This is a genomic window from Streptomyces paromomycinus, from assembly GCF_003865155.1.
In the GTDB taxonomy this organism is placed as follows: domain Bacteria; phylum Actinomycetota; class Actinomycetes; order Streptomycetales; family Streptomycetaceae; genus Streptomyces; species Streptomyces chrestomyceticus.
The window spans coordinates 4,085,925-4,112,324 of sequence record NZ_BHZD01000001.1; the positions used below are offsets into that span (position 1 = coordinate 4,085,925).

The following is a 26,400-nucleotide window of genomic DNA, read 5'->3' on the forward strand; positions in this document are numbered from 1 at the left end:
GCGCTGCACCCGCCGACGTCACACACCCCCGCTACCGTGTAGCGGATGAGTGAAACACCCCGCACGCTCGCCGAAGAGCTCCGCACCCGCCCCGACAGCGGGCTCGCCGACCTGCTGCGGGCCCGCCCCGACCTCCTCAACCCGGTCCCCGGCGACCTGACCCAGCTCGCCACCCGGGCCGGTACCCGCGCCTCGGTCGTCCGGGCGGTGGAGCGCCTGGACCGCTTCGCGCTGCAGACCGCCGAGGCGCTGGCGGTGGCGCCGGACCCCTGCCCGTTCGAGACGCTGCTCAGGCTGATGGCGGGGGACGTGGAAGGCGCAGGCGACACGGACAGGGACCCGGGAGCGGCAGACCTGTCTCCCGGAACCGCCACCTCCGGGACCACCGCCTCCGCTGCCGTCAGCCCCGCCCCCACCCCCTTCCCCGCCGCCGCCGTCACCGCCGAGCTGCCCCGCGCCCTCCGCACCCTGCGCGGCCAGGCCCTGGTCTGGGGCGGCGACGACCGGCTGCGCCTCGTCCGTACGGCCCGCGAACTGCTCGCGCCCGGACCCGCGCACCCCTCCCCCACCGGCCTGGGGCCGACCGTCGCCGAAGCCACGTCCGGCATGTCGCCCGGCCGCCTCCAGGAGATCCTGGCCGCCGCGGGGCTGACCGCGACCCATGACCCGGTGACCGCCGTCGCCGCCCTGACCAGGCTGTTCGAGGACCGTACGCGGATGGCCGCGCTGCTCGACGGCGCGCCCGGCGAGGCACGTGCCGTACTGGACCGGCTGGTCTGGGGGCCGCCGTACGGTGCCGTCACCGACCGGCCCGCCGCGCACCTCCAGTGGCTGCTGGACCGCGGCCTGCTGCTGCCCGCCGGGCCGCGCAACGTCGTCCTCCCCCGCGAGACCGCGCTCCACCTGCGCGCGGGGCGCGCGCACCGCGCTCCCGAGCCGCTGCCGCCCGCCCTCGCGCCCACCACCGAACGTGATCCACAGCTTGTGGACAGTGCCGCCGCCGGTCAGGCGTTCACCGCGCTCGCCACCGTCGAGGAACTGCTCAAGGAGTGGGACCTCGGCGGCCCCGGCGTCCTGCGCGCCGGCGGCCTGTCCGTCCGCGACCTCAAGCGGACCGCCGCCGCCCTGGACGTCACCGAACAGACCGCCGCGTTCTGGCTGGAACTCGCCTACGCCGCCGGGCTGCTGGCGTCCGACGGCGAAGCGGACGAACGGTACGCGCCCACCCCCGCCGCCGAGGACTGGCGCCGGCTCCCGGCCGAGCAACGCTGGACGCGGCTGGCCACGGCCTGGCTCGCGGCGACCCGTACCGCCGGGCTGGTCGGCACCCCCGACCCGAAGGGCCGCGCCCTGTCCGCGCTCGGCCCGAACCTCGACCGTTCCGCGGCCCCCGAGGTACGCCGCCGGACGCTCACCCTGCTCGCGTCCCTGGCCCCCGGCACGTCCGTACCGGCCGAAGCCGTACTGGACCGGCTCCGCTGGGAGCGCCCGCTGCGCGGCGCGGCCCAGGCACCGGCCCCCGCCGCGAACAGCGGCACCAGGACGGCCCCCCGCCACCCCGATCCGGCCACCGCTTCCGCTTCCGCCTCCCCTTCCGACACCAACGCGGCCCGTAACGCGGGCGCACCCTCCACCCCGCCCGCCACCGACGACCTGCGCTCCCGCATCGCCCGCTGGACGCTCGCCGAAGCCGAACTCCTCGGCATCACCGGCCGCGGCGCCCTCGCCACCCACACCCGCGTCCTCCTGGAAGCCGGCGCCGACACCGCCCCCACCGGCGCGGAGGACCCCGCCGCGCGCGCCGCCTTCTTCCTCGCCCCGCTCCTCCCCGAACCCCTCGACCACGTCCTCCTCCAGGCCGACCTGACCGCCGTCGCCCCCGGCCCCCTCGAACGCCCCCTCGCCGACGCGCTCGGCGTGCTCGCCGACATCGAGTCCAAGGGCGGCGCCACCGTCTACCGCTTCACCCCGGCCTCCGTACGCCGCGCCCTGGACGCCGGCCGCTCCGCCGCCGAGCTCCGGTCCTTCCTCACCGCGCACTCCCGCACCCCGGTGCCGCAGCCGCTCGCCTACCTCATCGACGACGTGGCCCGGCGCCACGGCCGGCTCCGTATCGGCGCGGCCTCCGCCTACGTACGCTGCGACGACGACGCGCTCCTCACCGAGATCCTCGCCGACCGCCGGGCCGTCGCCCTGGGCCTGCGCCGGCTCGCCCCGACCGTGCTGGCCTCGGCCGCCCCGCCCGAACAACTCCTGGAGGGCCTGCGCGCGATGGGCTACGCCCCCGCCGCCGAGTCCGCCGAGGGCGACGTCCTCATCGCCCGCCCGGACGCCTACCGCACCCCGCCCCGCACCGCTCCCACCCCGGTCCCCGAGGGCCCGCCCGCCCCCGACACCACCCTCCTCGAAGCCGCGGTCCGCGCCATCCGCGCCGGCGACCTGGCCGCCACCGCCGAACGCAAGCCCACGGCCACCCCCACCCCGGCCCCCGGCACCCTCCCGCGCACCACCTCCGCCGACACCCTCGCCACCATGCAGGCCGCCGTCCTGACCAACGCCACCCTCTGGATCGGCTACGTCAACGCCGACGGCGCCGCCAGCCAGCGCGTCATCGCCCCCGTCCGCGTCGAAGGCGGCTTCGTCACCGCCTACGACCACACCGCCGACGAGGTCCGCACCTTCCCCCTGCACCGCATCACGGGCGTGGCGGAACTGGCGGACGAGACGGCTTCGTGAGGGGGCGGCGGCTCCACGAAGCGCCCGCCCCCTGAACCGTCAGCGCCGCTGCCGCACCAGCGCTCCCGGGTCCACCTCGACCGGAAGCGGCTTCTCGATCAGCGTCGTCCGCCCGGCCCCGGCCGCGGTCCGCTCCACATAGCGGCCGTTCTCCAGCTCGCAGACGATCAGGGTCGGGACCGGCTCCAGCTCCAGCCGCCACAGGTGCTCGACACCGGCCTCCGCGTAATACGGCGGCTTGAGCAGCCGGTCGGTGCGGCGCCCGGAGGAAGACGGCGAAACGATCTCGACCACGAGCAGCACGGCCTCGGCGTCGGCATTGACCGGATCCTCATCGGCAGCAGCAGCATCCACTACAGCGATGTCCGGGACGAAAAGGCCGTCGGGCAGGATCACGTTGACCGCCCCCAGCACCTCGGCCGGAGCGCCCACCGCTTCGACGGCGGCGTCCAGCTTCTGCCGCAGACGGGACGACGCCCGCTGGTGTTTCGAACCCGGAGCTGGTGACAGCAAGAGCGCTTCCCCCATCAATTCGCGACGCTGCCCACGGTCCTCCCCAGAGCCAGGACCTGCTCCATCGTCCAAGGGCCGTAGTGATCCTCGTGCGCCACGCCCACCCGCCACCTCCCCAGCGGAGACCATCGGCATCAGTGTGACACCGGCCACTGACATCGAGCCGTCAGCTTGACAGCCACCCCGCTCGTTCCGTCCCCCCGGCGGTGACCAGTGCCCCGCAACGGCCCCGATGTGTCCGCCCGCGCATGAGGCACACTGGACGTTTGGCCGTACGGACGGCCGGGTGCCGCGGTCGGGCTGGGGAACGGCCGGGTGCAGGTGACGCGAAAGGCGAGGCGCGTGAACGGACCTCTCATCGTCCAGAGCGACAAGACGCTGCTGCTGGAAGTCGACCACGAGCAGGCGGAGGCGTGCCGCCGGGCCATCGCGCCGTTCGCCGAGCTGGAGCGGGCGCCCGAGCACATGCACACGTACCGGGTGACGCCGCTCGGGCTGTGGAACGCGCGGGCCGCCGGGCACGACGCCGAGCAGGTCGTGGATGCGCTGGTCGGGTTCTCGCGCTACCCCGTGCCGCACGCGCTGCTGGTGGACATCGCCGAGACGATGTCGCGGTACGGGCGGCTGACGCTGAGCAAGGACCCGGCGCACGGGCTGGTGCTCACCACCACCGACCGGCCGGTGCTGGAGGAGGTCCTGCGGTCGAAGAAGGTGCAGCCGCTGGTGGGGGCGCGGCTGGACCCGGACACGGTGGTGGTGCATCCGTCGGAGCGCGGGCAGATCAAGCAGACGCTGCTCAAGCTGGGCTGGCCGGCCGAGGACCTGGCCGGGTACGTGGACGGCGAGGCGCACCCGATCGAGCTGGACGAGGCCGGCTGGTCGCTGCGGCCGTACCAGGAGCAGGCCGTCGAGGGGTTCTGGCACGGCGGGTCGGGTGTGGTCGTCCTGCCCTGTGGTGCGGGGAAGACGCTGGTGGGGGCCGGTGCGATGGCGCGGGCCAAGGCGACCACGCTGATCCTGGTCACCAACACCGTCTCGGCGCGGCAGTGGAAGCACGAGCTGGTGAAGCGGACCTCGCTGACCGAGGACGAGGTCGGCGAGTACAGCGGGACGAAGAAGGAGATCCGGCCGGTCACCATCGCCACCTACCAGGTGCTGACGACCAAGCGGAAGGGCGTCTACCCGCACCTGGAGCTGTTCGACTCGCGGGACTGGGGGCTGATCGTCTACGACGAGGTGCACCTGTTGCCCGCGCCGGTCTTCAAGTTCACGGCCGATCTCCAGGCGCGGCGGCGGCTGGGGCTGACCGCGACGCTCGTACGGGAGGACGGGCGCGAGTCGGACGTCTTCTCGCTGATCGGCCCGAAGCGTTTCGACGCGCCGTGGAAGGAGATCGAGGCCCAGGGGTACATCGCGCCGGCGGACTGTGTCGAGGTGCGGGTCAGCCTGACCGAGTCGGAGCGGCTGGCGTACGCGACGGCCGAGCCGGAGGAGAAGTACCGGTACTGCGCGACGACGGCCAGCAAGCAGAGTGTGACCGAGGCGCTGGTCCGGCGGCACCAGGGCGAGCAGACCCTGGTGATCGGGCAGTACATCGACCAGCTCGACGAGCTGGGCGAGCACCTGGACGCGCCGGTCATCAAGGGGGAGACGACCAACGCGCAGCGCGAGAAGCTCTTCGACGCGTTCCGGGAGGGGGAGATCTCCGTCCTGGTCGTCTCCAAGGTCGCGAACTTCTCCATCGACCTGCCGGAGGCGACGGTCGCGATCCAGGTGTCGGGCACGTTCGGCTCCCGGCAGGAGGAGGCGCAGCGGCTGGGGCGGGTGCTGCGGCCCAAGGCGGACGGGCACGAGGCGCGGTTCTACTCGGTCGTCGCCCGCGACACCGTGGACCAGGACTTCGCGGCGCACCGGCAGCGCTTCCTGGCGGAGCAGGGGTACGCGTACCGGATCGTGGACGCGACGGAGCTGCTCGCGGAGGACTGAGGGGCGGAGAAGGGCTGAGGGGCGGGGAAGGGCTGAGGGGTGGAGAGGGGCTGAGGGGCGGAGAAGGACTTGGCCCTCGCTCGGCCCCGGCGGTCGCCCGGCCCCGGCGGTCGCCCGGTCCCAGGCCGCCTCAGCGTTCGGGGACGCGGGTGCTCAGCTCGCGGGACGGGCGGGCGGCGCGCGGCAGCGGGAAGGGGCGGCGGGCCAGCGCGGCCAGCGGGACGGCCGGGGCCCGGCGGCTCCACCAGGCCACCGCGGCCAGCATCGCCAGCCCCAGGACCGGGTACGGAGCCGCCAGCGGCTGCTGCCACCAGGAGAGGTGCAGGTCGAGGTCGCCCTGGTGCGGGAGTATCCACATCGTGCGGGCCGTGAAGAGGACCGCCACGGCCACCAGCAGCACACGGCGCCACCGTACGCCGCGGACGTGCGCCCCGAGGGTGACCAGCAGCGGTACGCACCACACCCAGTGGTGGGACCAGCTGATCGGCGAGACGAGCAGGGCCGTGACCGCGGTGCACAGCACACCCCAGGAGTCCAGGCCGCGCCGTACGTACACCCGGCGGGCGACGAGGAGTCCGGCCATGCCGGTCAGCAGGGCCGCGCCCGCCCACAGCAGGCCCGGTTCCTCGGTGTGCAGGCAGCGGGCCAGCAGGCCCTGCAGGGACTGGTTGTCGACGATCCACGCCTTGCCGACCCGGCCGGTCTCGAACATCCGCTGCGTCCAGAACTCCACACTGGCGTCCGGCAGGACGAGCACGCCGAGCAGGACGGAGCAGACGAAGCCGGCCAGGGCGGTGCAGGCGGCCCGTACCCGGCCGGTGATCAGCAGGTAGACGGCGAACACCGCCGGGGTGAGCTTGACGCCGGTGGCGACGCCGACCGCGAAGCCCTTCAGGCGTGCGCCGTCCGGTCGGGCCAGGTCCCACAGGACGAGGCAGGTCAGCGCGATGTTGATCTGCCCGAAGACGAGGGTCTGGAAGAACGGTTCGAGCCAGATGGCGACCGCGGTGGCGGCCAGTACCACGGGCAGGGTCCGCGCGCGCCGCAGCCGGGACGCGCCCGCGGAACCGCCGGTGCCGGGGGTGTACGCGGCCTTGTACGAGAGGTGCAGCAGGACCGGGACGAGGGCCACGTTGACGAGGACGGAGGCGACCTTGAGAGCACCGAGCGGGAGCCAGGTCGTCGGGATGAACAGCAGGGCCGCGAAGGGCGGGTACGTCGCGGGGAGTTTCCACTCGGTGACGGTGAAGCCGTACAGGTCACCGCCGGTCGCCGCGGCCTCGCCTTCGGCGCGGTAGACCGCTATGTCCGACATGGACAGGCTCACCAGCCGGAACACGGCGGCCAGCCCGGCCAGGGACAGCAGGAGCAGTACCGCTGCGGCGATCGTCTTCTTGTCCGGGCGCGTGAGATGCCGCGTCCACGGCCGTCTGTGCGGTAGCGACCGCGTCCCCTCGGCGGCAGACACTTGTTTGGCCCCTCCTCGTCGCCGGACGCACGCTGTCTGCGGCGACGCTAGTCGATCGAGACCGACTGTTTGTAACGGTTTCCGGTCATCCGGATGCTGGTTGGGTATCGGTGGGGGGCTGGAGAGGGCCCGGATGCGGGAATCTTCGCGTACTCGGGGCCGGGCTCAGTCGTCCGCGCACTCGGAGCGCGGGCTCAGTCTCCGGCGTACTCGGAGCGCGGGCTCAGTCGTCCGCGCACTCGGGGCCGGGCTCAGTCGTCCGCGTACTCCCCGAGGAGGACGACGCTGACCGCGGCGGCGGCGAAGACCTTGACCGCGCGGAAGACGTTGCCGACGATGTGCCGCTGCTCGTGGGGCTGCGGCGCGTGGGCGGCGTCCGCGCCGAGGGCGGTGGCGCCGTGGGTCGGGTGCAGGGTGCCTGGGGTGATGGTTGCGCTGCTCATATCTCCATGATGGATTTCGCGCCGGGCCCGCACATCGGCCCACGGGCCCATCCCCGACCGGTCTTCGGTCAGTCCCAGGGCCGACCCCGCCCCCTACGGGAGATGGACGGGGCCGGGCGGAAAGTCAGGGGTCTGCCGGGCGGAAGGTCAGGGTCCGGCCGGGCGGAAAGTCCGGGGGAGGGTCTGCCGGGCGCCTGCCGAACGCATTCTCACCGCCGTCGGCCCTCCCCGCCGCGGAAATCCGTTGGCGCCCCGGATACCTGCTGGCTACAATCGCCGGTCTGCCCGCCTCCCTCAGAGCCTGAGCGGAGTGCCACCGGCCGCACGGAAACCGGCCGGCTTCCCGCTTCACGCATCTGAACGCATCTGACACGCGACCCGCAGCTACAGACGCCTACGAGTACGTACGGGCACGCCGTCACGTACATCCGTGGCCGGATCCGCCGGAGGCAACACCGTGCCCTCGCACGCCCACGACCAGACCCACGACCGGCCCGACCCGCTGGAGCGCGAACGCGCCCACCTCGCCGCCTCCCGGGCGGCGCTGCGCGCCATGCGCGCGGACGCCGAGGCGCTCAACATCGCGGACGTCACCGCGAACTGGGTCAACGCCGAAGTGCTCCAGGGCGAGGTCGACGCCCGTATCAAGGCGCTCGCCGACCTGGCCCACACCCCGTTGTTCTTCGGCCGCCTGGACTACCTGCACGCCCCGGGCGTGGACGCGGCCGAGGGCGCGGCGGGCGAGAACTTCTACATCGGCCGCCGGCACGTGCACGACGCCGACGGCGACCCGATGGTCATCGACTGGCGCGCGCCGGTCTCGCAGCCGTTCTACCGGGCCTCGAAGAAGGACCCGATGGACCTCGACCTGCGCCGCCGCTTCGGCTACACCGGCGGGCAGCTGACCGCGTACGAGGACGAGCACCTGACCGACCCGGCCGAGGCGGAACAGCACAGCAAGCTGCTCCAGACCGAGATCGAACGGCCCCGGGTGGGCCCGATGCGCGACATCGTGGCGACGATCCAGCCGGAGCAGGACGAGATCGTGCGCGCCGGGATCGGCGGCACGGTCTGCGTCCAGGGGGCGCCGGGCACCGGCAAGACCGCGGTGGGTCTGCACCGGGTCGCCTACCTGCTGTACGCGCACCGCGAGCGGCTGGCCCGCTCCGGCACGCTCGTCATCGGTCCGAACCGCTCGTTCCTGCACTACATCGAGCAGGTGCTGCCCGCGCTGGGCGAGCTGGAGGTCAAGCAGGCCACCGTCGACGACCTGGTGGCGCACGTCGAGGTGCGGGGCACGGACGACGCGGCGGCGGCCACGGTCAAGGGGGACGCGCGGCTGGCGCGGGTGCTGCGGCGGGCGGTGTGGTCGCAGGTGCGGGCGCCGTCCGAGGCGTGTGTGGTGGTGCGCGGTTCGCGGCGCTGGCGGGTGCCGGCGTACGAGATCGAGGAGATCGTCGAGGAGTTGCGGCGCCGCGACATCCGTTACGGGGCGGCCCGGGAGGCCCTGCCGCAGCGCATCGCGCACGCGGTGCTCGTACGGATGGAGCAGGCGGGCGAGGCGCCGGACGACCGGGTGCAGGACGCGGTGGCGCGCAACGCGGCGGTGAAGGCCGTGGTCAAGGAGGTGTGGCCGCCGGTCGATCCGGCGAAGCTGGTGCTGCGGCTGCTGTGCGACGCGGAGTTCCTGGCCGCGCAGGCGGAGGGCGTCCTGACGCCGGAGGAACAGAAGACGATCCTGTGGGCGAAGCCGGCCCGCAGTGTGAAGAGCGCCAAGTGGTCGGCGGCGGACGCGGTGCTGATCGACGAGGCGGCGGACCTCGTCTCCCGTACGCACTCCCTGGGGCACGTGGTGCTGGACGAGGCGCAGGACCTGTCGCCGATGCAGTACCGGGCGGTGGGGCGGCGCTGTACGACCGGCTCGGCGACGATCCTGGGCGACATCGCGCAGGGCACCACGCCGTGGTCCACGAACACGTGGGAGGAGGCGCTGGCCCACCTGGGCAAGCCGGGCGCGCGGATCGAGGAGCTGACGCTCGGTTTCCGGGTGCCGCGCGAGGTGATCGCGTACGCCTCGCGGCTGCTGCCCGCGATCGCGCCCGATCTGACCGAGGCCACCTCGATCCGCGAGTCGGCGGGGGATTTCGCGATCCGGCCGGTGCCGTCGGCGGAGCTGGACGGCGCGGTCGTCGCCGCCTGCCACGCGGCGCTGGCCAAGGAAGGATCGATCGGACTGATCGCGGCCGAGGCCCGGCTGCCCGCCCTGGGCGCGGCGCTGGAAGCGGCGGGACTGACCGTGCTGGCGCCCGGCGAGGAGACCTCGGCACAGGCCCGGCTGACCCTGGTCCCGGCCACCCTCGCCAAGGGCCTGGAGTACGACTACGTGGTGGTCGACGAGCCCGCCGCGATCGTCGGCGGCGAACCGGACGAACGCACCGGCCTGCGCCGCCTGTACGTCTGCCTGACCCGCGCGGTCTCCGGGCTGACGGTGGTCCACGCGGCGGACCTGCCCGAGCAGTTGGGCACGCCCGCCGGGTGATCCGGTCCCCTCACCCCTCCGAAGGCGGCAGGGACGCCAGGAGCGGCTCCACCAGCCCGGGGAACCGGGCGTCGAGGTCGGAGCGCTCCGGAGGGGACAGCGGAGGAGGCACCGGAAGAGGCGTCGGCGCTGCGGCCCCGTACGGAACCGCAGCACTCCTCCCCCGTCCGGCTCTAGACCGGCACCCCCTCCAGGGCCTCCCGCCACGCCGCCACGGCCCCCGCGTCCACCGGCGCTTCCCAGCCGGAGGGGCGGGCGGCGCCGCCGATGTGGAAGGCGTCCACCCCGGCCGCCAGCAGCTCCGGCAGGTGCGCGAGCACCAGCCCGCCGCCGATGAGGAGCCGCGGCCCGTAGCCGGGCTCACCCTCCGCCGTACGGGCCCGCTCGGCCAGCAGCGTCGGCAGTCCGTCCTCGACGCCGGCCGGCGATCCCGCCGTCAGGTAGGTGTCGAGGCCGGGCAGCCCGGCCAGTTCCTTGCGCAGCGCGTCGCGGTCGGCGGCCCGGTCGATGGCCCGGTGGAACGTCCACCGGCAGCCGTCGACCGCGGCGGCCAGCGCCTGCACGGCAGCCAGGTCCGGCCCGCCGCCCGCGTCCAGGAAGCCGAAGACGAACTCCTCCGCCCCTTCGGCCCGCAGGGCGGCGGCCGACGCGCACAGGGCGTCGACGTCGCCCGCGGCGAAGCCGTCGGCCGCCCGCAGCATCACCCGTACGGGGATGTCGACGGCCGCCCGGACCGCCGCGACGGTCCGCGGCGACGGGGTGAGGCCGTCGGCGGCCATGTCGCTGACGAGTTCGAGGCGGTCCGCACCGCCGGCCTGGGCGGCCACCGCGTCGGCGGCATCGAGCGCGATCACCTCCAGGAGTGCGCGCTTGGTCATGGGTCCCCATTCCTTCGACGTGACGACTTCAGCAGGACTGGACGGGATGCCGACACGGACAGCGAGAGGACGACAGGTCTAGTCCAATATCCAGAGTACGGGCCGACCCGTCCGCCGGGACCACAACGCCCCGGTACTCGACCGGAAACCCCCTCTTGACCTCCCCCCGGGCACAATGGGCCGTATGGCTCGCACGACACCTCCGTCCGGTACGGCCCACACCCACTTCGGTGGCGGCGCCGACCCGTTCCCGGATCTGCACCACCGCTGGGCCACCGCTGTCTCCGGAGCCCGGGGCGGCAGCGGCCCCGCCGACCCCGACCCGGCCCCGTACGCGGACAACCTGCTCGGCCGCTGGTCCGAGCCGCAGCGCCGGTACCACACCACCGGTCACCTCCTCGCCGTGCTGGACCGCATCGACGAGCTGGCCGTGCACGCGACCGACCTGGACGCCGGTGTCCCCGTGGACTGGGACGCCGTCCGCCTCGCCGCCTGGTTCCACGACGCGGTCTACCGGCCCGAACGCTCCGAGAACGAGGAGCGCAGCGCCGCCCTCGCCGAGCGCGCGCTGCCCGAGCTGGGCATCGACGCCGCATGCACGGCCGAGGTCGCCCGCCTCGTACGCCTCACGGCGAGCCACGACCCGGCCGCCGACGACCACAACGGTGCTGCCCTGTGCGACGCGGACCTGGCGGTCCTGGCAGGAGCGCCCGAGCAGTACGCGGCCTACGCCGCCGCGGTCCGCGAGGAGTACGGGTTCGTGCCGGACCGGGAGTTCCGCGCCGGGCGCGCCGAGGTGCTGCGGCGCCTCCTGGACATGGCGAGCCTGTACCGCACGCCGTACGGCAAGCAGCAGTGGGAGCGGGTGGCCCGCCGCAACCTGACCACCGAGCTGGAGCTGCTCACCACCGGGTAGCGGCCGCCGCCGTACCGCGCGGCGCCGGCCGGTCCGTGCGCCGCGCGCGCCGCAGGGCGCGGCCCTCGGCCCGGTACCAGCGGCACGCCACGACGGCCGCCAGTGCCAGCTCGACGGCATCACCGCCGTAGTACATGACCTGCGAGGCCAGGTGCAGGTCGGCGGCGCCGAAGGACGTGCCGGGCGGGCCCGCCGCGTACAGAGATTTGGCGAGGACGGCGTGCGCCGTGCCCGCCGCCAGCAGCACGGCCGCCCGCAGGGCCATGCCGGGGCGGTGGCGTACGGGGTCCAGGGCGAGCAGCCCGAAGGAGAACAGGACACCGGCGAGCAGGATGTGCAGGTGCACGGCCGCGTTCAGCCAGGCACTGTGGTGGCTGACGGACAGCAGCGGGGTGCGGTACAGCAGCCACAGCCCGCCGAAGTCGAGCAGGGCCGCCACCGGCGGCAGCACCGGGACCGCCGCCCAGCGCGCGCGGGTCAGGGTGACGAGGCCGCGGCGTACGGGTACGGGCGCGGCGCGCAGGGTCAGCGTCAGGGGGCGGCCGAGGACCAGGAGCAGCGGCGCCACCATGCCGACGCACAGGTGCGTGAGCATGTGCGCGGTGAACGGCGGCGTGCTGCCCCAGGGCTCGGCGACGCCCGCCACCAGGACCGCACCACCCGAGCAGAACAGCGCGTCACGCCCGTACGGCCAGGCGTCCCCGCGAGCGCGCAGCCGGGCCGCAGCCGCCAGGTAGGCGAGGCAGCCGAGGACGGTGACGGTGGTGACAGTCGCGGTGAAGGGCGGGGGCAGGGCGGCGGACATGGTGACGGATGCGGCGGACGTGACGGGCGTGGCGGGCGTCATCGGCTGCGCGAGGCGGTGGTCGGGGCGGTGTGCGACGACCTGGTGCGTGGGGTCGCGCGGGAGGCGCGCACCAGCAGGAACGCGCCGGCCGCCAGGAGCAGTACGGCGATCCCGTTCCACGTCCAGTCGTACGGCGCGAGGTCCACGCCGTACCGGATCTGGTGGATGCCCAGCCCCTTGTGCTGGAACGTTCCGTCGTAGAGCTGGAACCCGCCCAGCCCCAGACACAGCCCGCCCCACCACGCCCGGGGCACCAGCGTCCCGCGGCGCCGGACGTCCGCGTACAGCACCAGGCCCGCCACCATCGCGAGCCAGCTGCCGGCGTGGAACAGGCCGTCGGAGACCAGGCCGACGTCCGTGGTGGACTTGTCGTAGAAGTGGTGCCAGTGCAGCAGCTGGTGGAACACCGTCTCGTCGATGAACGCGGCCGTGCCGATGCCCGTCAGCACGCCGCTGACCACCGTCCTCGTACGTTTCATCCGGACCTCCTCGCTGTACGCCTCATCCTGGCCTCCTCGCTGTACGCCTCATCCGGGCCTCCTCGCCGTCGCGGACCGGGGTCCGGCCCGGGGCCCGGACCGGGCGGAGCCGCCGGGGTACCCGGGCCGGCGGGGGCAAAACGCCGCGGGGGCACGCCCCGGCCACCCACCCGGAACCGCCCGGTACCGTTCCGGGCCCGACCCCGCTCCCGGGAATGTCATGCGCATCAGCACTGTTCGTGCGTGACATGCAAGACCATCCCGATCGCACCCGCATGCCCCTCGCCGTCTACGTCCTCGGACTCTCCGTCTTCGCCCTCGGCACCAGCGAATTCATGCTGTCGGGCATCCTCCAGCCCCTGGCCCGGGACATGGGGGTGACCATCCCCCAGGCCGGTCTGCTGGTCTCCGCCTTCGCGATCGGCATGGTGGTCGGCGCGCCGGTGCTCGCCGGCGCCACCCTGCAACTGCCCCGCCGCACCACGCTGATAGCCCTGCTCACCGTCTTCGGGCTCGGACAGGTCGCGGGCGCGGTGGCACCGTCGTACGGCGTGCTGTTCGTCTCCCGCGTGGTCAGCGCGCTCGCCTGCGCGGGCTTCTGGGCGGTCGGTGCGGCCGTCGCGGTGTCGCTGGTGCCGGTCACGGCGCGGGCCCGCGCGATGGCCGTCATGGTCGGCGGGCTGAGCATCGCCAACATCGCGGGCGTACCGGCCGGCGCGCTGCTCGGGCAGCACGCGGGCTGGCGGTCCGCCTTCTGGGCCGTCGCGGTCCTCTCGGCGATCGGCCTGGTCGGCGTGATCGCGCTGGTGCCGCGGACGGCCGTGCCGACCGGTGACGAGCGCCCCGTGCTCCGCCGCGAGCTGAGCATCTACCGCGACAAGCAGGTCTGGCTCGCACTGATCGGCACCGCGCTGAACGGCGCCGCGGTCTTCGCGCTGTTCTCCTACCTGGCGCCGCTGCTCACCGACACGGCCGGGCTGGCCGAGGGCAGCGTGCCGACCGTGCTGGCGCTGTTCGGTGTCGGCGCGCTGATCGGTACGTTCGTCGGCGGCCGCGTCGCCGACGCGCACCCGTTCGGGACGATCATCGCAGGCATCGGCGCCTCGGCCACCGTGCTGGCACTGCTGGCCCTGACCGCGCAGAACTCCGTCGCCGCCGTCACGCTCTCGCTGCTGCTCGGTGTGACCGCGTTCGCCACCGCACCGGCCCTGAACGCCCGGATGTTCAACGTGGCGACCGCCGCGCCGACGCTGGCGGGCGCGACCACCACCTCCGCCTTCAACCTGGGCAACACCATCGGGCCGTGGCTCGGCGGGCTGGTCATCAGCGCCGGCTGGGGCTACCCGGCCGTCGCGTGGACGGCCGCGGCGCTCGCGGCGCTGGGCGTCGCCACCACCCTCGTCGCCCTGCGGCTGCACCGTACGAAGAGCACCTCCCGCCTGGTCGCCTCCTCGGCGGGCACGCCGCGGCACACCACGGCGAGCGCGACCGGGACCGCCGGGACGGTGGACGCGGCGCACACGGCCGAGACCGCCAGGACGGTGCAGGCGGCCGGGACGGTGGAGGCTGCGGACCGGAGCTGAGGGCACGCTCCCGCGCCCGCCACGCCCCCACCAGGCCCGCCCGGCACCCCGGGCGGGCCTTCGCCGTGTCCGGGCCCGCGGCGCCGATCCGGTACCGACGCGGCCTCCTTGCCGCCCTCTGCTCCCCTACAGCCCTGCCCCCTTACTGCCCCACCGCCCCGCCCTCCCGGCTCTTCGGGCGGCGCAGGCCGGCCTCGCGCAGGCGGCGGACCAGTTCCTTGCTGCCGATCTCCAGCGCGCCCGCGCGCACCGCGTCCGCGTGCCGCTCCGCCGGTATGTCGTAGTGATCGCCGTCGAACGCCTTGCGGGGGCAGCCGATGCGCTCCGCGAAGGCGTGCAGTTCCTCGAACGAGGTGTCGCTGACGAGGTGGGACCACATCCGGCCGTGTCCGGGCCAGGTCGGCGGGTCGATGTAGAGCGCCACGTCAGCCTCCCCCGGTGGCGCCCAGCGAGCCGACCCGGGCCACCGAGACCGCCGTCTTGGGGCAGACCCAGTACGGGTCGGGGCCCAACTCGGGCTCGACGTCGAGGGCGTGCGGGTCGCCGCCGTGCAGGCACACGGGGCACAGCGGCCAGCGGCCGTACCGCTCCAGGAGCGCGTCCTGGACGTCCTGCGCTATCAGCCCGGCCACGAACTCGGCGCCCTCGGGCCACTGCTCCACCCACCATCGGCGGTGCGTCACGGAGTCCTCGACCAGCGAGACGATCTCCGCGTCGGCGACTTCGCCCGCCACCAGGTCCGCGAGGACCAGCGCGCGGGCCGTGTGCAGTGCCTGTTCGAGCTCCATGCCCCCCATTCTCTCCCGCACCACCGACAACCGCTCCGGCAGCCGGCCGACGCCCGGCACGGAACGGGATGGCACGGCACCCGACGTCCGGCCCGGCACGGCACCCGTCGGGTATTGACGCGGACCGGCCCTGAAATTACTTTTCAGCTGTGAGCCCCGACCTGAAGGAAACTTTCAAGGACTCCGGCGCCGCCGTCCGGGCCGCCCCGGGCCCGCCCGCCCCCGCGGCCCTGGCCGCCAAGGTGCGCACGCTGGCGCCGTCCATGACCCGTTCCATGCAGCGGGTCGCGGAGGCGGTCGCAGGCGACCCGGCCGGCTGCGCCGCGCTCACCGTCACCGGCCTCGCCGAACGTACGGGCACGAGCGAGGCCACCGTCGTACGGACCTCGCGCCTGCTCGGCTACCCGGGCTACCGCGACCTGCGCATCGCACTGGCCGCCCTCGCCACCCAGCAGGCCACCGGCCGCGCGCCCGCCGTCACCGCCGACATAGCGGTCGACGACGCGCTGCCCGACGTGGTCGCGAAGCTGGCCCAGGAGGAGCAGCAGTGTCTGGCCGACACCGCCGCCGGACTGGACCTGACGCAGTTGGAGGCCGCGGTCGGCGCGCTGGCCGCGGCCCGGCGCATCGACGTGTACGGCATCGGGGCCTCCAACCTCGTCGGCCAGGACCTGGTCCAGAAGCTGCTGCGGATCGGCCTGATCGCGCACGCCCACTCCGATCCGCACCTCGCCGTGACCAACGCGGTCCAGATGCGCGCCGGCGACGTGGCCATCGCGATCACCCATTCGGGGCGCACGACCGACGTCATAGAGCCGCTGCGGGTGGCCTTCGACCGGGGCGCGACGACCATCGCGATCACCGGCCGCCCGGACGGCGGCATCGCCTCGTACGCCGATCACGTCCTCACCACGTCCACGGCCCGGGAGAGCGAGCTGCGCCCCGCCGCCATGTCCTCGCGCACCAGCCAACTGCTCGTCGTGGACTGCCTGTTCGTGGGCGTCGCACAGCGTACGTACGAGACCGCGGCACCCGCCCTGTCCGCCTCGTACGAAGCGCTCGCCCACCGCCACTCACCCCGGACGCCCCACCGCTGACCCCGGCCCGGCCACCGGCCGGCCGTCCAGGTCCACCGCCTCCCGCGCCCCCGTACAGAGCCGTACGCGCCCGTACCGAGCCGTACGCGCCCGGAAAGAGCCGCCACCGCCATGACCTCCCCCGCCGAGTACGCACAGCTGCGCGCCCAGCTCGACACGCTCACCACCGAAGCCTTCCGGCCCGAACTGGCCGAGATCGACCGGCTGTCCACCCTGGAGATCGCCCGCACGATGAACGGCGAGGACACCACCGTCCCCGCCGCCGTCGCCGACCGGCTCCCCGAGATCGCCGCCGCCATCGACGCCACCGCCGAGCGGATGGCCCGCGGCGGCCGGCTGGTCTACGCGGGCGCGGGCACGGCCGGCCGCCTCGGCGTGCTGGACGCCAGCGAGTGCCCGCCCACCTTCAACACCGACCCGTCCGAGGTCGTGGGCCTGATCGCGGGCGGCCCCACCGCCATGGTCGCCGCCGTCGAGGGCGCCGAGGACAGCAAGGAGCTGGCCGCCGCCGACCTGGACGCGCTGGGCCTGACCGCCGACGACACGGTGGTCGGCGTCTCCGCCTCCGGCCGCACCCCGTACGCCGTCGGCGCCGTCGAGCACGCCCGCGCGGCCTGCGGCGCACTGACCGTCGGCCTGTCCTGCAACGCGGGCTCGGCGCTGGCCGCGGCCGCCGACCACGGCATCGAGGTCGTCGTCGGCCCCGAACTCCTCACCGGCTCCACCCGCCTGAAGGCCGGCACGGCGCAGAAGCTGGTCCTCAACATGCTCTCGACCATCACCATGATCCGGCTGGGCAAGACCTACGGGAACCTGATGGTGGACGTCCGCGCCTCCAACGAGAAGCTGCGGGCCCGCTCGCGCCGCATCGTGGCGCTGGCCACCGGCGCCGGCGACCCGGAGATCGAGGCCGCGCTCGCCGCCACCGACGGGGAGGTCAAGAACGCCATCCTGGTCCTCCTGGCCGGGGTCGACGGGCCGACGGCGGCCCGGCTGCTGGACGGCTCCCGCGGCCACCTCAGGGCCGCGCTGCACACCGCCCTGCACACCCCGCCCTTCCAGAGCGGCTGACCCGGCCGGGCGCCCCGCCGCCACCAGCCCGCTCCGGCCGACCCACCCGCACAGCAAGGCACCACCATGTCCGATGAGAAGAACCGCGCCACCGCCGCCGCGCTCCTCCCCCTGGTCGGCGGCGCCGCCAACGTCACGTCCGTCACCCACTGCATGACCCGGCTGCGCCTCGGCGTCGCGGACCGCTCGCTGGTCCGGGACGACGCCCTGAAGGCGCTGCCCGCCGTCCTGGGCGTGGTGGAGGACGACACGTACCAGATCGTGCTGGGACCGGGCACGGTCGCCCGCGTCACCCCGGAGTTCGCCGCCCTGGTCGACGCCGGACGGGACGCGCCACCCGCCCCGGACGATCCTCCCGCCGCAGCGGACCGCACCGGCCCCACCCCCTCGGCCCTCTCCACCGCCGAAGAACTCGCCGCCCAGGGCGCCGCCCTCAAAGCCCGCCAGAAGGCCCGGAACGCGACCCCGGTCAAACTCTTCCTCCGCCGGATCGCCGACATCTTCGTCCCGCTGATCCCCGCCCTCATCGGCTGCGGCATCATCGCCGGACTGAACGGCCTGCTGACCAACTTCGGCGTGCTGCCCGCCCTCGTCCCGGCGCTGGCCGCCATCGCCTCCGGCTTCATGTCCCTGATCGCGGTCTTCGTGGGCCACAACACCGCGAAGGAGTTCGGCGGCACGCCCGTCCTGGGCGGCGCGGTCGCCGCGATCATCGTGTACGCGGGTGTCGCCCAGGTGAGCGCCTTCGGCCAGCAGCTCTCGCCGGGCCAGGGCGGGGTGCTCGGGGCCCTGGGCGCGGCGCTGCTCGCCGTACAGGTCGAGAAGGCGTGCCGCAGATACGTCCCCGAGGCGCTCGACGTCCTGGTCACCCCCACCGTGACCGTGCTGGTCTCCGGCCTGGTCACGCTCTTCGGCCTGATGTTCCTGGCCGGCGAGGTCTCCACCGCCATCGGTACGTGCGCGAACTGGCTGCTCGCCCACGGCGGCGCCGCGGCCGGATTCCTGATCGGCGGCCTCTTCCTCCCGCTCGTCATGCTCGGCCTGCACCAGGCCCTGATCCCCATCCACACCACGCTGATCGAGCAGCAGGGCTACACGGTGCTGCTGCCCGTCCTCGCGATGGCCGGCGCCGGCCAGGTGGGCGCCGCCCTCGCGGTCTACGTCCGCCTGCCCGGCAACCGCTCGATCCGTACGACCGTCAGGTCCGCGCTGCCCGCCGGGTTCCTCGGCGTCGGCGAACCTCTCATCTACGGCGTCTCGCTGCCGCTGGGCCGCCCGTTCGTCACCGCCTGCGTGGGCGGTGCGTTCGGCGGCGGCTTCGTGGGCCTGTTCAACCAGCTCGGTACGACGGCCGGTTCCACCGCCATCGGCCCGTCGGGCTGGGCCCTGTTCCCCCTCCTCAAGGGAAACCAGCCGCTCGGCGCCACCCTCGCCGTCTACGCCGTCGGCCTGCTCGTCGGCTACGCGGCCGGTTTCCTGGCGACGTACTTCTTCGGCTTCGGCAAGCAGGCCCTGGCGGATCTGAACGCCGCCACGGACCCCGGAGCCGCCGGAGGCTAGGCCGCCCCCGCCCCCGCCGTCTCCCGGCGCTCGGACGCCGTCGGCGTGTCCGGCCAGCACTCCACCCCCGTCAGGTCCGGCATCCGGGACCGGGTGAACACCGGGTCCAGGCCGGACCGGCGCTGCGCCGTGTAGTCGTCCAGGAGGCGGAAGGCGATCGCGGAGAGGGGGATGACGGCCAGCAGGTTGATCAGGGCCATGAGGCCCATGAAGACGTCGGCGAGGTTCCAGATGACGCTCACCGAGCCCAGCGCGCCGAGGAAGACGACCGTGAGGACGAGGGCGCGGTAGACGGGCAGGACCCAGGCGCGCCGCGTCATGAAGCCGATGTTGGACTCGCCGTAGTAGTAGTTCCCGATCATGGAGCTGAAGGCGAGCAGGAAGACGACGGCCGTCAGCACGTGACCGGCCCAGCCGCCGAGCGTGTCGGTCAGCGCGGACTGGGTGAGGTCGACGCCCTGCCGCCCGCTCAGCTCCGGGGTGGTCGTCAGGATGATGAAGGCGGTCATCGAGCAGATCAGCAGGGTGTCGAAGAAGACCCCGAGGGACTGGACGAGCCCCTGCTTGACCGGGTGGGTGACCTCGGCGGCGGCGCCCGCGTTGGGCGCGGAGCCCAGGCCCGCCTCGTTGGAGAACATGCCACGCCGTATGCCCTGCTGGATCGCCGCGCCGATCCCGCCGGCCGCCAGCTCCTTGAAGCCGAACGCGCCGCCGACGATGTCGCCGAAGACCCGCGGCAGGTCGCCGAGGTTGAGGAGGACGACGGCGGTGCCCAGCAGCAGGTAGACGACGGCCATGACCGGTACGAGGACGGTCGTGACGGAGGTGATGCGGCGCACGCCGCCGCAGATCGCGATGCCCAGCAGGACGGCCAGCAGCAGGCCGACCGCCGGGGCGAACCACGACGCACCGCTGCCGGAGACGGACCCGGAGGCGACCGAGGTGATCGTGTTGGACTGCACGGCGTTGAAGACGAACCCGAAGGTCACGGTGATGGCGACTGCGAACAGCACACCGGGCCAGCGCTTCCCGAGCCCGCGCTGCATGTAGTAGGCGGGGCCGCCACGGTACGTACCGGAGGCGGCGCCGTCGCGGCCCTTGCCGTCGCGGCCCTTGCCGTCGCCGTCCTTGTCGTCGCCGTCCTTGTCGTCGCGGACCTTGTAGAGCTGGGCCAGCGCCGACTCGACGAACGCCGAGGCCCCGCCGACGAGCGCCATCACCCACATCCAGAACACCGCGCCCGCCCCGCCGAGGGTGATGGCGGTGGCGACGCCCGCGATGTTGCCCGTACCGACCCGTGCGGCCGCCGAGATGGTGAAGGCACCGAAGGACGAGACCGGTTTGGAGCCGTCCGCCCTGGGCTCGGACTTGTCCTTGAGCACGCGCAGCATCTCCGGGAAGAGCCGCAGCTGCACCGCCCTGGAGCGGACCGTGAAATACAGGCCGGCGCAGACCACCAGCGGGATCAGCAGGTAGGTCCAGAGACCGTCGTTGACGTCGACGATCAGGGAATCGAGCGTGCTCATGGGCGTCCTTGCGGGGCGTCCGGGTACGGGGACGGCCATCGCGGAAGATCACCTTCCGGTGAGGCTCCCGAAAGTATGGCCGCCATGCCCATACCAGGACCAGCGGCGCCTTGCATGCGGTATCTCACAGAAGCGACATAACGACGGACGCCGGCACCCCGGCGGACACCCTGCCCGCCCCCGAGCCCTCACATGGCGCAGCCGTGCAGCCCGCCGTCCACCACCAGGTCCTGCCCGTTGACGTACGACGCCTCCCCGGACGCCAGGAAGGCCACCGCGTCGGCGATCTCCTCGGGCCGTGCGAACCGGCCCGCCGCCGTCTGCGCCCGCAGCTTCTCCGCCTCCGCCACATCGATCTGCGAGCCCGCGAACATCGGCGTCTCGACGTAGCCGGGACTGACCGAATTGACGCGGACACGGCGTCCGGCGAGCGCCGCCGCGAGGGTCCGGGCGAGGTTGAGCGCGGCGGCCTTGGTCGCGGAGTGCAAGGTGGCGTCCGCCTGTCCGCGTTGCACGAGCGACGAGGCGTTGATGACCACCGCGCCGCCGTCCCGCAGCAGCGGAAGGGCCCGCTGGACGGTGAAGAACACGCCCTTGAAGTTCACGCCGACCGCCCGGTCGAAGTCGGCCTCGGTGATCTCCTCGAAGGGAGCGGCGGCGTACCGGCCGGCGTTGGCGAAGATGATGTCGAGGTGCCCGAAGCGGTCGCGTACCGCCTCGACCGCGGCGTCCAGGTCGGCGACGGAGGCCGTGTCGGCCCGTACGCCGAACACCCGGTCCGCCGCGTCCTCGGCCGCTCCCGGGCCCGCCCCCGTCGCATCCGCAACGGACGCTTCGCCACCCGTCACCGCCTCCCGCGCCCGCTCCCTCAGGTGCGCCACGGCGGTGTCCAGGCGGCGCTCGTCGCGGCCGCACACCACCACCCGCGCGCCGTCCGCGAGCAACCGGCGCGCGGCTGCCAGGCCCACTCCACTGCTGCCGCCGGTGATCAGGGCGACGGTGTCCGCGGGGAACCGGTCCGGTCGGGCGGCCTGTCCGTTTCGAGTCGTCATGGGGTGATCGTGCCCCGCCGGACCGGGGGCAGTGCAAGGACCGCCGTGCGGAACGGCACACACCTCGCCGTACGGCAGGCCGCACGCCCGAAGGTGCCGGAACGCCGCTGGGGCGGCACCCCCCTGGGAGGAGGAGTGCCGCCCCGGCGATCTGCGGACAGCTGATCCGGGAGGATCAGAAGTCCATGTCACCGCCCGGCATGCCGCCCGGAGCGGCCGCGGCGGCCTTCTCCGGCTTGTCGGCGATGACGGCCTCGGTGGTCAGGAACAGCGCGGCGATCGACGCGGCGTTCTGCAGCGCGGAGCGCGTGACCTTGGCGGGGTCGATGATGCCCTCGGCGATCATGTCGACGTACTCGCCGGTCGCGGCGTTCAGACCGTGGCCGACGGCCAGGTTGCGCACCTTCTCCACGACGACGCCGCCCTCAAGGCCGCCGTTGACGGAGATCTGCTTCAGCGGGGCCTCCAGCGCCAGCTTCACAGCGGCGGCACCGGTGGCCTCGTCACCCTCCAGCTCCAGCTTCTCGAAGACCGAGGAGGCCTGCAGCAGGGCGACGCCACCGCCGGCGACGATGCCCTCCTCGACGGCCGCCTTCGCGTTGCGCACGGCGTCCTCGATGCGGTGCTTGCGCTCCTTGAGCTCGACCTCGGTGGCGGCACCGGCCTTGATGACGGCCACGCCGCCGGCCAGCTTCGCCAGACGCTCCTGGAGCTTCTCGCGGTCGTAGTCCGAGTCGCTGTTCTCGATCTCGGCGCGGATCTGGTTGACGCGGCCCTGGACCTGCTCGCTGTCACCGGCACCGTCGACGATGGTGGTCTCGTCCTTGGTGATGACGACCTTGCGGGCACGGCCCAGCAGGTCGAGACCGGCGTTCTCCAGCTTGAGGCCGACCTCCTCGGAGATGACCGTGCCACCGGTGAGGATGGCGATGTCGCCGAGCATGGCCTTGCGGCGGTCGCCGAAGCCCGGGGCCTTGACGGCGACGGACTTGAAGGTGCCGCGGATCTTGTTGACGACCAGGGTCGACAGGGCCTCGCCCTCGACGTCCTCGGCGATGATCAGCAGCGGCTTGCCCGACTGCATGACCTTCTCCAGCAGCGGAAGGAGGTCCTTCACGTTGGAGATCTTCGAGTTGACGATGAGGATGTACGGGTCGTCGAGCGACGCCTCCATACGCTCCATGTCGGTGGCGAAGTACGCCGAGATGTAGCCCTTGTCGAAGCGCATACCCTCGGTGAGCTCCAGCTCCAGACCGAAGGTCTGGGACTCCTCGACGGTGATGACGCCTTCCTTGCCGACCTTGTCCATGGCCTCGGCGATCAGCTCGCCGATCTGGGTGTCGGCGGCGGAGATGGAGGCGGTCGAAGCGATCTGCTCCTTGGTCTCCACGTCCTTGGCCTGCTCCAGCAGGGCGGCGGAGACGGCCTCGACGGCGCGCTCGATGCCGCGCTTCAGGGCCATCGGGTTGGCGCCGGCGGCCACGTTGCGCAGCCCCTCGCGGACCAGGGCCTGGGCCAGGACGGTCGCGGTCGTCGTGCCGTCACCGGCGACGTCGTCCGTCTTCTTCGCGACCTCCTTGACCAGCTCGGCGCCGATCTTCTCGTACGGGTCCTCGAGCTCGATCTCCTTGGCGATGGACACACCATCGTTGGTGATCGTGGGGGCGCCCCACTTCTTCTCGAGGACGACGTTGCGGCCCTTGGGGCCAAGGGTGACCTTGACGGCGTCGGCGAGCTGGTTCATCCCGCGCTCGAGACCGCGCCGTGCCTCCTCGTCGAACGCGATGATCTTGGCCATGTGAAGTGGTCCTCCCGGACTGGGGGTCCCCCCGGACTGCGTCTGGGGGAGGGTGGATACTCCGGACCGCGCTGGCGCCCGCGACGGACGGCTCGCGAGCCGGTGGTTCCTTGCCCCACCTGCCCGCGGACCTCACCGAGTCGGTCCTTAGCTGTCACTCTCACTCGTAGAGTGCTAACGCAATGATTAGCACTCGACCCCTTAGAGTGCAAGCGGCTTCGCAGAAGCCTCGTATGGGGGTGGCGGCCGGGCGACGGGAGGGCGCAAGCGGCTTGGCGGGAGCCATCCCCGTGGGGGCCGGGTGTCAAACCGGGTGCGGGCGGATGACCTGGCGCTCCCCCGCACCCGCCCCCGACCCACCCAAACACAGAAGGCCCGCGCCCCCCGCAGGGGACGCGGACCTTCGTACGCAGCAGTCGGTCGGCGCTTCAGCCGGCCACGCGGACCATGTCCGCCTGCGGCCCTTTCTGGCCCTGCGAGATCTCGAACTCGACCCGCTGACCCTCCTCAAGGGTGCGGTAACCGTCCATCTGGATCGCGCTGTAGTGGACGAATACATCCGCACCACCGTCGACCGCGATGAAGCCGTACCCCTTCTCCGCGTTGAACCACTTGACGGTGCCCTGAGCCATGCCTAACTCCCCTATTACTGGCCCTTGCACAGGACCGCACTCCGCGGACCCGGGTCAGACCTCACCCCCGACAGGAGGGGGTGTGCGCCGGAACGCGTCGACCGCCGCTGAATGTATCTGTCCAACTGCCCAGCGCAACAGGTCAGTCGGACGAGAATTCTTCTCGGGAACAATCGCAAATATGCGAAGAAAAGCCCATACGGCAGGGCAAGTCGGGCCGGGCAAAGCGCACCAACGCGACAAATCATGTCCACACTTCGCGCACAACTTGCCGGGCCCTCATAGGCGTTCGGCACGCGCTGAACGAGTAATCACCTCAACTGTATCGCCTTTAACAACACGGAATCGCCCCGTCCGCTTCGTGGCGGACGGGGCGATTCCAGCCGTCGGACCGGGGAAGGGCCGAAAAAGATCGTTACGGCGTCCCGGGTGACCGGCTCAGCAGCCGCCGGCCACCGCCGGAATGATCGAGACGCCCGCGCCGTCCGGCGTCGGCGTCGCCAGGCCCTGCTCGAAGCGCACGTCGTCGTCGTTGACGTAGACGTTCACGAAGCGCCGCAGCTTGCCCGTGTCGTCCAGGACGCGGGCCGCGATGCCGGCGTGGTTCTGCTCCAGGTTCTGGATGACCTCGGAGAGGGTCGCCCCCTCGGCGGGGACCTCGGCCCGGCCGCCGGTGTAGGTGCGCAGGATGGTCGGGATGCGGACGTTGACGCTCATGGTGTGCTGCCTTCCAGCTCGCGAGAGGAGTGCGGAGGGGCGGCGGGCGCGGGCGTACCGGTGGCCGCGGGAGCGGACGGAGGTACGCCGGCGCGTGCCGTGGTGTACGGACGCGTGCCGGTGTGTACCGACGCGTACGGGTGCGCGCGACCGCGTACGGGTGTGTGCAGCCGCGCGCGGCGGTCAGCCCGCCAGACCGGCCGCGCGGAACGCGTCCAGGCTCGGGCGGATGGTGGCCGTGGGCCCGGTCGTCGGCGCCACGGCGTCCAGCGTCTTGAGCCCGTCGCCGGTGTTGAGCACGACGGTGGTCAGCGCCGGGTCGAGCAGCCCGTCCTCGATCAGCTTCTTCGTCACGCCCACGGTCACCCCGCCGGCGGTCTCGGCGAAGATGCCCTCCGTACGGGCCAGCAGCTTGATCGCGTCGACCACCTGCGCGTCGTTCACGTCCTCGACCGCGCCGCCGGTGCGCCGGGCGATGTCGAGCACGTACGGGCCGTCGGCCGGGTTGCCGATGGCCAGCGACTTGGCGATGGTGTCCGGCTTCTGCGGCCGTACGACGTCGTGGCCCGCCTTGAAGGCGGTGGAGACCGGGGAGCAGCCCTCGGCCTGCGCGCCGAAGATCTTGTACGGCTTGTCCTCGACCAGGCCGAGCGCGATCAGCTCCTTCAGCCCCTTGTCGATCTTCGTGAGCTGGGAGCCGGAGGCGATCGGAATGACGATCTGGTCCGGCAGCCGCCAGCCGAGCTGCTCGCAGATCTCGTACGCGAGCGTCTTGGAACCCTCGCCGTAGTACGGGCGCAGGTTGACGTTGACGAAGCCCCAGCCCTCGCCGAGCGGGTCGCCGATCAGCTCCGAGCAGAAGCGGTTGACGTCGTCGTAGGTGCCCTCGATGCCGACCAGCTCGCCGCCGTACACCGCGGCCATGACGACCTTGCCCGCCTCCAGGTCGTGCGGGATGAACACACAGGAGCGGAAGCCCGCCCGGGCCGCGGCCGCGCCGACCGCCCCGGCGAGATTGCCGGTGGAGGAGCAGGACAGGGTGGTGAAGCCGAAGGCGCGGGCGGCCTCGACGGCGATGGCGACGACGCGGTCCTTGAAGGAGTGCGTCGGGTTGCCGGAGTCGTCCTTGACGTACAGGCCGCCGGTGACACCCAGCTCACGGGCCAGGTTGTCGGCCTTGACCAGCTTGGTCAGTCCGGGGTTGAGGTTGGGCTTGTCCGCCACGTCGGCCGGGACGGGCAGCAGCGGCGCGTACCGCCAGATGCTGTTGGGGCCCGCCTCGATCCGCTTGCGCAGGCCCTCGGGGTCGCCGGCCGGCAGGTCGTACGCCACTTCCAGCGGCCCGAAACAGGACACGCAGGCGAAGATCGGCCCGAGGTCGAAGCGCTCGCCGCACTCGCGGCAGGACAGCGCGACAGCGGGACCGAGGGAGACGCTGGCGGACGGGGTGCTTTCGACGGATTGCACAGCCATGGAGGCGAGGCCCTTTCTCCTCATCTTCCTCGCGACGCATCTCGCCGCGAGACGGAATTGGCACCTTCCCGAGCCGGGAGCCTCGCGGGCCGCGTACGTGCGCGGCGACGGAGACCGGCTGGAGGGTTGCCGGGGCTTCAACGGGCCGTATCCCTCTGCCCCTCTGGATGAGCGGTATGGCACCGGGCCGGGGCCCAGGCGTTTGTCGCGCCGACCCCGGCATGTCCGGGGCGATCGCGTTGTTCAAGACTGTAGCCGAAGGGCCGGGCGGTCGAGACAGCCGTCCGCACCGCGAGAT

General features: G+C 73.0%; 22 protein-coding genes and 1 riboswitch. Of the genes, 8 read left to right on the forward strand and 14 right to left on the reverse strand.

Going from position 1 to position 26,400, the window contains the following annotated elements:
* Window positions 1-45 precede the first annotated feature (45 nt).
* Window positions 46-2,736: a helicase C-terminal domain-containing protein gene (locus tag OEIGOIKO_RS16845; protein ID WP_125054758.1), complete on the forward strand. Its 2,691-nt coding sequence runs from the start codon at window positions 46-48 to the stop codon at window positions 2,734-2,736.
* A 39-nt stretch (window positions 2,737-2,775) separates the two neighbouring features.
* On the opposite strand, the gene OEIGOIKO_RS16850 is transcribed toward OEIGOIKO_RS16845, so the two are convergent.
* A complete protein-coding gene (locus OEIGOIKO_RS16850; RefSeq protein ID WP_246177376.1) occupies window positions 2,776-3,249 on the reverse strand; it encodes a Uma2 family endonuclease in 474 nt (157 codons plus the stop codon).
* A 342-nt stretch (window positions 3,250-3,591) separates the two neighbouring features.
* Here OEIGOIKO_RS16850 and OEIGOIKO_RS16855 point away from each other — a divergent pair, with 342 nt between their 5' ends.
* The gene (locus tag OEIGOIKO_RS16855) at window positions 3,592-5,235 is read left to right on the forward strand and encodes a DNA repair helicase XPB (protein WP_125054759.1); all 1,644 of its coding nucleotides are present in this window, start codon (window positions 3,592-3,594) and stop codon (window positions 5,233-5,235) included.
* A 130-nt stretch (window positions 5,236-5,365) separates the two neighbouring features.
* Here the strand turns inward: OEIGOIKO_RS16855 and OEIGOIKO_RS16860 are convergent, their stop codons facing one another.
* Together OEIGOIKO_RS16860 and OEIGOIKO_RS16865 are read right to left on the reverse strand one after the other, a co-directional pair.
* A complete protein-coding gene (locus tag OEIGOIKO_RS16860; RefSeq protein ID WP_371859024.1) occupies window positions 5,366-6,607 on the reverse strand; it encodes a glycosyltransferase 87 family protein in 1,242 nt (413 codons plus the stop codon).
* Window positions 6,608-6,954: 347 nt separating this feature from the next.
* Window positions 6,955-7,146, reverse strand: a complete 192-nt coding sequence (locus tag OEIGOIKO_RS16865) for a hypothetical protein (RefSeq protein WP_125054760.1) — start codon at window positions 7,144-7,146, stop codon at window positions 6,955-6,957.
* A 457-nt stretch (window positions 7,147-7,603) separates the two neighbouring features.
* On the opposite strand from OEIGOIKO_RS16865, the gene OEIGOIKO_RS16870 reads away from it, so the two are divergent.
* Window positions 7,604-9,685: a HelD family protein gene (locus OEIGOIKO_RS16870; protein ID WP_125058740.1), complete on the forward strand. Its 2,082-nt coding sequence runs from the start codon at window positions 7,604-7,606 to the stop codon at window positions 9,683-9,685.
* A 173-nt stretch (window positions 9,686-9,858) separates the two neighbouring features.
* On the opposite strand, the gene OEIGOIKO_RS16875 is transcribed toward OEIGOIKO_RS16870, so the two are convergent.
* Window positions 9,859-10,563 (reverse strand): copper homeostasis protein CutC, encoded by a 705-nt coding sequence (locus OEIGOIKO_RS16875; RefSeq protein ID WP_125054761.1) that lies wholly within the window; start codon window positions 10,561-10,563, stop codon window positions 9,859-9,861.
* Between the two features lie 184 nt (window positions 10,564-10,747).
* Between OEIGOIKO_RS16875 and OEIGOIKO_RS16880 the strand changes: the two genes are divergently transcribed.
* Window positions 10,748-11,479, forward strand: a complete 732-nt coding sequence (locus tag OEIGOIKO_RS16880) for an HD domain-containing protein (RefSeq protein ID WP_174857175.1) — start codon at window positions 10,748-10,750, stop codon at window positions 11,477-11,479.
* On the opposite strand, the gene OEIGOIKO_RS16885 is transcribed toward OEIGOIKO_RS16880, so the two are convergent.
* Together OEIGOIKO_RS16885 and OEIGOIKO_RS16890 are read right to left on the reverse strand one after the other, a co-directional pair.
* The gene (locus OEIGOIKO_RS16885; RefSeq protein ID WP_246177377.1) at window positions 11,466-12,326 is read right to left on the reverse strand and encodes a cytochrome c oxidase assembly protein; all 861 of its coding nucleotides are present in this window, start codon (window positions 12,324-12,326) and stop codon (window positions 11,466-11,468) included. The genes OEIGOIKO_RS16880 and OEIGOIKO_RS16885 overlap by 14 nt on opposite strands.
* Entirely contained in the window at window positions 12,323-12,805 is a 483-nt protein-coding gene (locus OEIGOIKO_RS16890) for a DUF2243 domain-containing protein (protein ID WP_125054762.1), read from the reverse strand. Before OEIGOIKO_RS16890 ends, OEIGOIKO_RS16885 begins: the two co-directional genes overlap by 4 nt.
* Window positions 12,806-13,080: 275 nt before the next feature.
* Here OEIGOIKO_RS16890 and OEIGOIKO_RS16895 point away from each other — a divergent pair, with 275 nt between their 5' ends.
* Window positions 13,081-14,388, forward strand: a complete 1,308-nt coding sequence (locus OEIGOIKO_RS16895) for a Cmx/CmrA family chloramphenicol efflux MFS transporter (protein WP_125058743.1) — start codon at window positions 13,081-13,083, stop codon at window positions 14,386-14,388.
* 142 nt (window positions 14,389-14,530) lie between these two features.
* Here the strand turns inward: OEIGOIKO_RS16895 and OEIGOIKO_RS16900 are convergent, their stop codons facing one another.
* Both OEIGOIKO_RS16900 and OEIGOIKO_RS16905 read right to left on the reverse strand, forming a co-directional pair.
* Window positions 14,531-14,812 carry a DUF4031 domain-containing protein gene (locus OEIGOIKO_RS16900; protein WP_125054763.1) on the reverse strand — a complete coding sequence of 94 codons (282 nt, stop codon included), beginning with the start codon at window positions 14,810-14,812 and terminating at the stop codon, window positions 14,531-14,533.
* A 1-nt stretch (window position 14,813) separates the two neighbouring features.
* Window positions 14,814-15,176: a hypothetical protein gene (locus OEIGOIKO_RS16905; RefSeq protein WP_170251733.1), complete on the reverse strand. Its 363-nt coding sequence runs from the start codon at window positions 15,174-15,176 to the stop codon at window positions 14,814-14,816.
* Between the two features lie 149 nt (window positions 15,177-15,325).
* Here OEIGOIKO_RS16905 and OEIGOIKO_RS16910 point away from each other — a divergent pair, with 149 nt between their 5' ends.
* The 3 genes from OEIGOIKO_RS16910 to OEIGOIKO_RS16920 all read left to right on the forward strand — a co-directional run bounded on the left by OEIGOIKO_RS16910 (window position 15,326) and on the right by OEIGOIKO_RS16920 (window position 18,904).
* Window positions 15,326-16,273, forward strand: coding sequence for a MurR/RpiR family transcriptional regulator (locus OEIGOIKO_RS16910; protein WP_031001657.1), 948 nt, complete (start codon window positions 15,326-15,328; stop codon window positions 16,271-16,273).
* A gap of 111 nt (window positions 16,274-16,384) precedes the next feature.
* A complete protein-coding gene (gene murQ / locus OEIGOIKO_RS16915) occupies window positions 16,385-17,344 on the forward strand; it encodes an N-acetylmuramic acid 6-phosphate etherase (protein ID WP_125054764.1) in 960 nt (319 codons plus the stop codon).
* 66 nt (window positions 17,345-17,410) lie between these two features.
* Window positions 17,411-18,904 (forward strand): PTS transporter subunit EIIC, encoded by a 1,494-nt coding sequence (locus tag OEIGOIKO_RS16920; protein ID WP_125054765.1) that lies wholly within the window; start codon window positions 17,411-17,413, stop codon window positions 18,902-18,904.
* Here OEIGOIKO_RS16920 and OEIGOIKO_RS16925 read toward each other — a convergent pair.
* The 6 genes from OEIGOIKO_RS16925 to thrC all read right to left on the reverse strand — a co-directional run bounded on the left by OEIGOIKO_RS16925 (window position 18,901) and on the right by thrC (window position 26,102).
* A complete protein-coding gene (locus OEIGOIKO_RS16925; RefSeq protein WP_125054766.1) occupies window positions 18,901-20,430 on the reverse strand; it encodes an alanine/glycine:cation symporter family protein in 1,530 nt (509 codons plus the stop codon). The genes OEIGOIKO_RS16920 and OEIGOIKO_RS16925 overlap by 4 nt on opposite strands.
* Window positions 20,431-20,618: 188 nt before the next feature.
* Window positions 20,619-21,482, reverse strand: coding sequence for an SDR family NAD(P)-dependent oxidoreductase (locus tag OEIGOIKO_RS16930; RefSeq protein WP_125054767.1), 864 nt, complete (start codon window positions 21,480-21,482; stop codon window positions 20,619-20,621).
* Between the two features lie 175 nt (window positions 21,483-21,657).
* Entirely contained in the window at window positions 21,658-23,280 is a 1,623-nt protein-coding gene (groL, locus tag OEIGOIKO_RS16935; protein ID WP_030022296.1) for a chaperonin GroEL, read from the reverse strand.
* 428 nt (window positions 23,281-23,708) lie between these two features.
* Window positions 23,709-23,912: a cold-shock protein gene (locus OEIGOIKO_RS16940; protein WP_003986833.1), complete on the reverse strand. Its 204-nt coding sequence runs from the start codon at window positions 23,910-23,912 to the stop codon at window positions 23,709-23,711.
* A gap of 438 nt (window positions 23,913-24,350) precedes the next feature.
* Window positions 24,351-24,629, reverse strand: a complete 279-nt coding sequence (locus OEIGOIKO_RS16945) for a MoaD/ThiS family protein (RefSeq protein WP_125054768.1) — start codon at window positions 24,627-24,629, stop codon at window positions 24,351-24,353.
* 183 nt (window positions 24,630-24,812) lie between these two features.
* On the reverse strand, window positions 24,813-26,102 hold the full coding sequence (gene thrC / locus OEIGOIKO_RS16950) for a threonine synthase (RefSeq protein WP_125054769.1): 1,290 nt from the start codon (window positions 26,100-26,102) through the stop codon (window positions 24,813-24,815).
* A gap of 17 nt (window positions 26,103-26,119) precedes the next feature.
* A riboswitch (SAM riboswitch) is annotated at window positions 26,120-26,276 on the reverse strand.
* Window positions 26,277-26,400 lie beyond the last annotated feature (124 nt).

Bases quoted from the DNA above. Each gene is read 5' to 3' on its own strand.
- OEIGOIKO_RS16845 (WP_125054758.1), top strand. From the start codon at position 46: ATGAGTGAAACACCCCGCACGCTCGCCGAAGAGCTCCGCACCCGCCCC.
- OEIGOIKO_RS16865 (WP_125054760.1), bottom strand. From the start codon at position 7,146: ATGAGCAGCGCAACCATCACCCCAGGCACCCTGCACCCGACCCACGGC.
- OEIGOIKO_RS16875 (WP_125054761.1), bottom strand. From the start codon at position 10,563: ATGACCAAGCGCGCACTCCTGGAGGTGATCGCGCTCGATGCCGCCGAC.
- OEIGOIKO_RS16880 (WP_174857175.1), top strand. From the start codon at position 10,748: ATGGCTCGCACGACACCTCCGTCCGGTACGGCCCACACCCACTTCGGT.
- OEIGOIKO_RS16885 (WP_246177377.1), bottom strand. From the start codon at position 12,326: ATGACGCCCGCCACGCCCGTCACGTCCGCCGCATCCGTCACCATGTCC.
- OEIGOIKO_RS16890 (WP_125054762.1), bottom strand. From the start codon at position 12,805: ATGAAACGTACGAGGACGGTGGTCAGCGGCGTGCTGACGGGCATCGGC.
- OEIGOIKO_RS16895 (WP_125058743.1), top strand. From the start codon at position 13,081: ATGCCCCTCGCCGTCTACGTCCTCGGACTCTCCGTCTTCGCCCTCGGC.
- OEIGOIKO_RS16905 (WP_170251733.1), bottom strand. From the start codon at position 15,176: ATGGAGCTCGAACAGGCACTGCACACGGCCCGCGCGCTGGTCCTCGCG.
- murQ (WP_125054764.1), top strand. From the start codon at position 16,385: ATGACCTCCCCCGCCGAGTACGCACAGCTGCGCGCCCAGCTCGACACG.
- OEIGOIKO_RS16920 (WP_125054765.1), top strand. From the start codon at position 17,411: ATGTCCGATGAGAAGAACCGCGCCACCGCCGCCGCGCTCCTCCCCCTG.
- OEIGOIKO_RS16925 (WP_125054766.1), bottom strand. From the start codon at position 20,430: ATGAGCACGCTCGATTCCCTGATCGTCGACGTCAACGACGGTCTCTGG.
- OEIGOIKO_RS16930 (WP_125054767.1), bottom strand. From the start codon at position 21,482: ATGACGACTCGAAACGGACAGGCCGCCCGACCGGACCGGTTCCCCGCG.
- groL (WP_030022296.1), bottom strand. From the start codon at position 23,280: ATGGCCAAGATCATCGCGTTCGACGAGGAGGCACGGCGCGGTCTCGAG.
- OEIGOIKO_RS16940 (WP_003986833.1), bottom strand. From the start codon at position 23,912: ATGGCTCAGGGCACCGTCAAGTGGTTCAACGCGGAGAAGGGGTACGGC.
- OEIGOIKO_RS16945 (WP_125054768.1), bottom strand. From the start codon at position 24,629: ATGAGCGTCAACGTCCGCATCCCGACCATCCTGCGCACCTACACCGGC.
- thrC (WP_125054769.1), bottom strand. From the start codon at position 26,102: ATGGCTGTGCAATCCGTCGAAAGCACCCCGTCCGCCAGCGTCTCCCTC.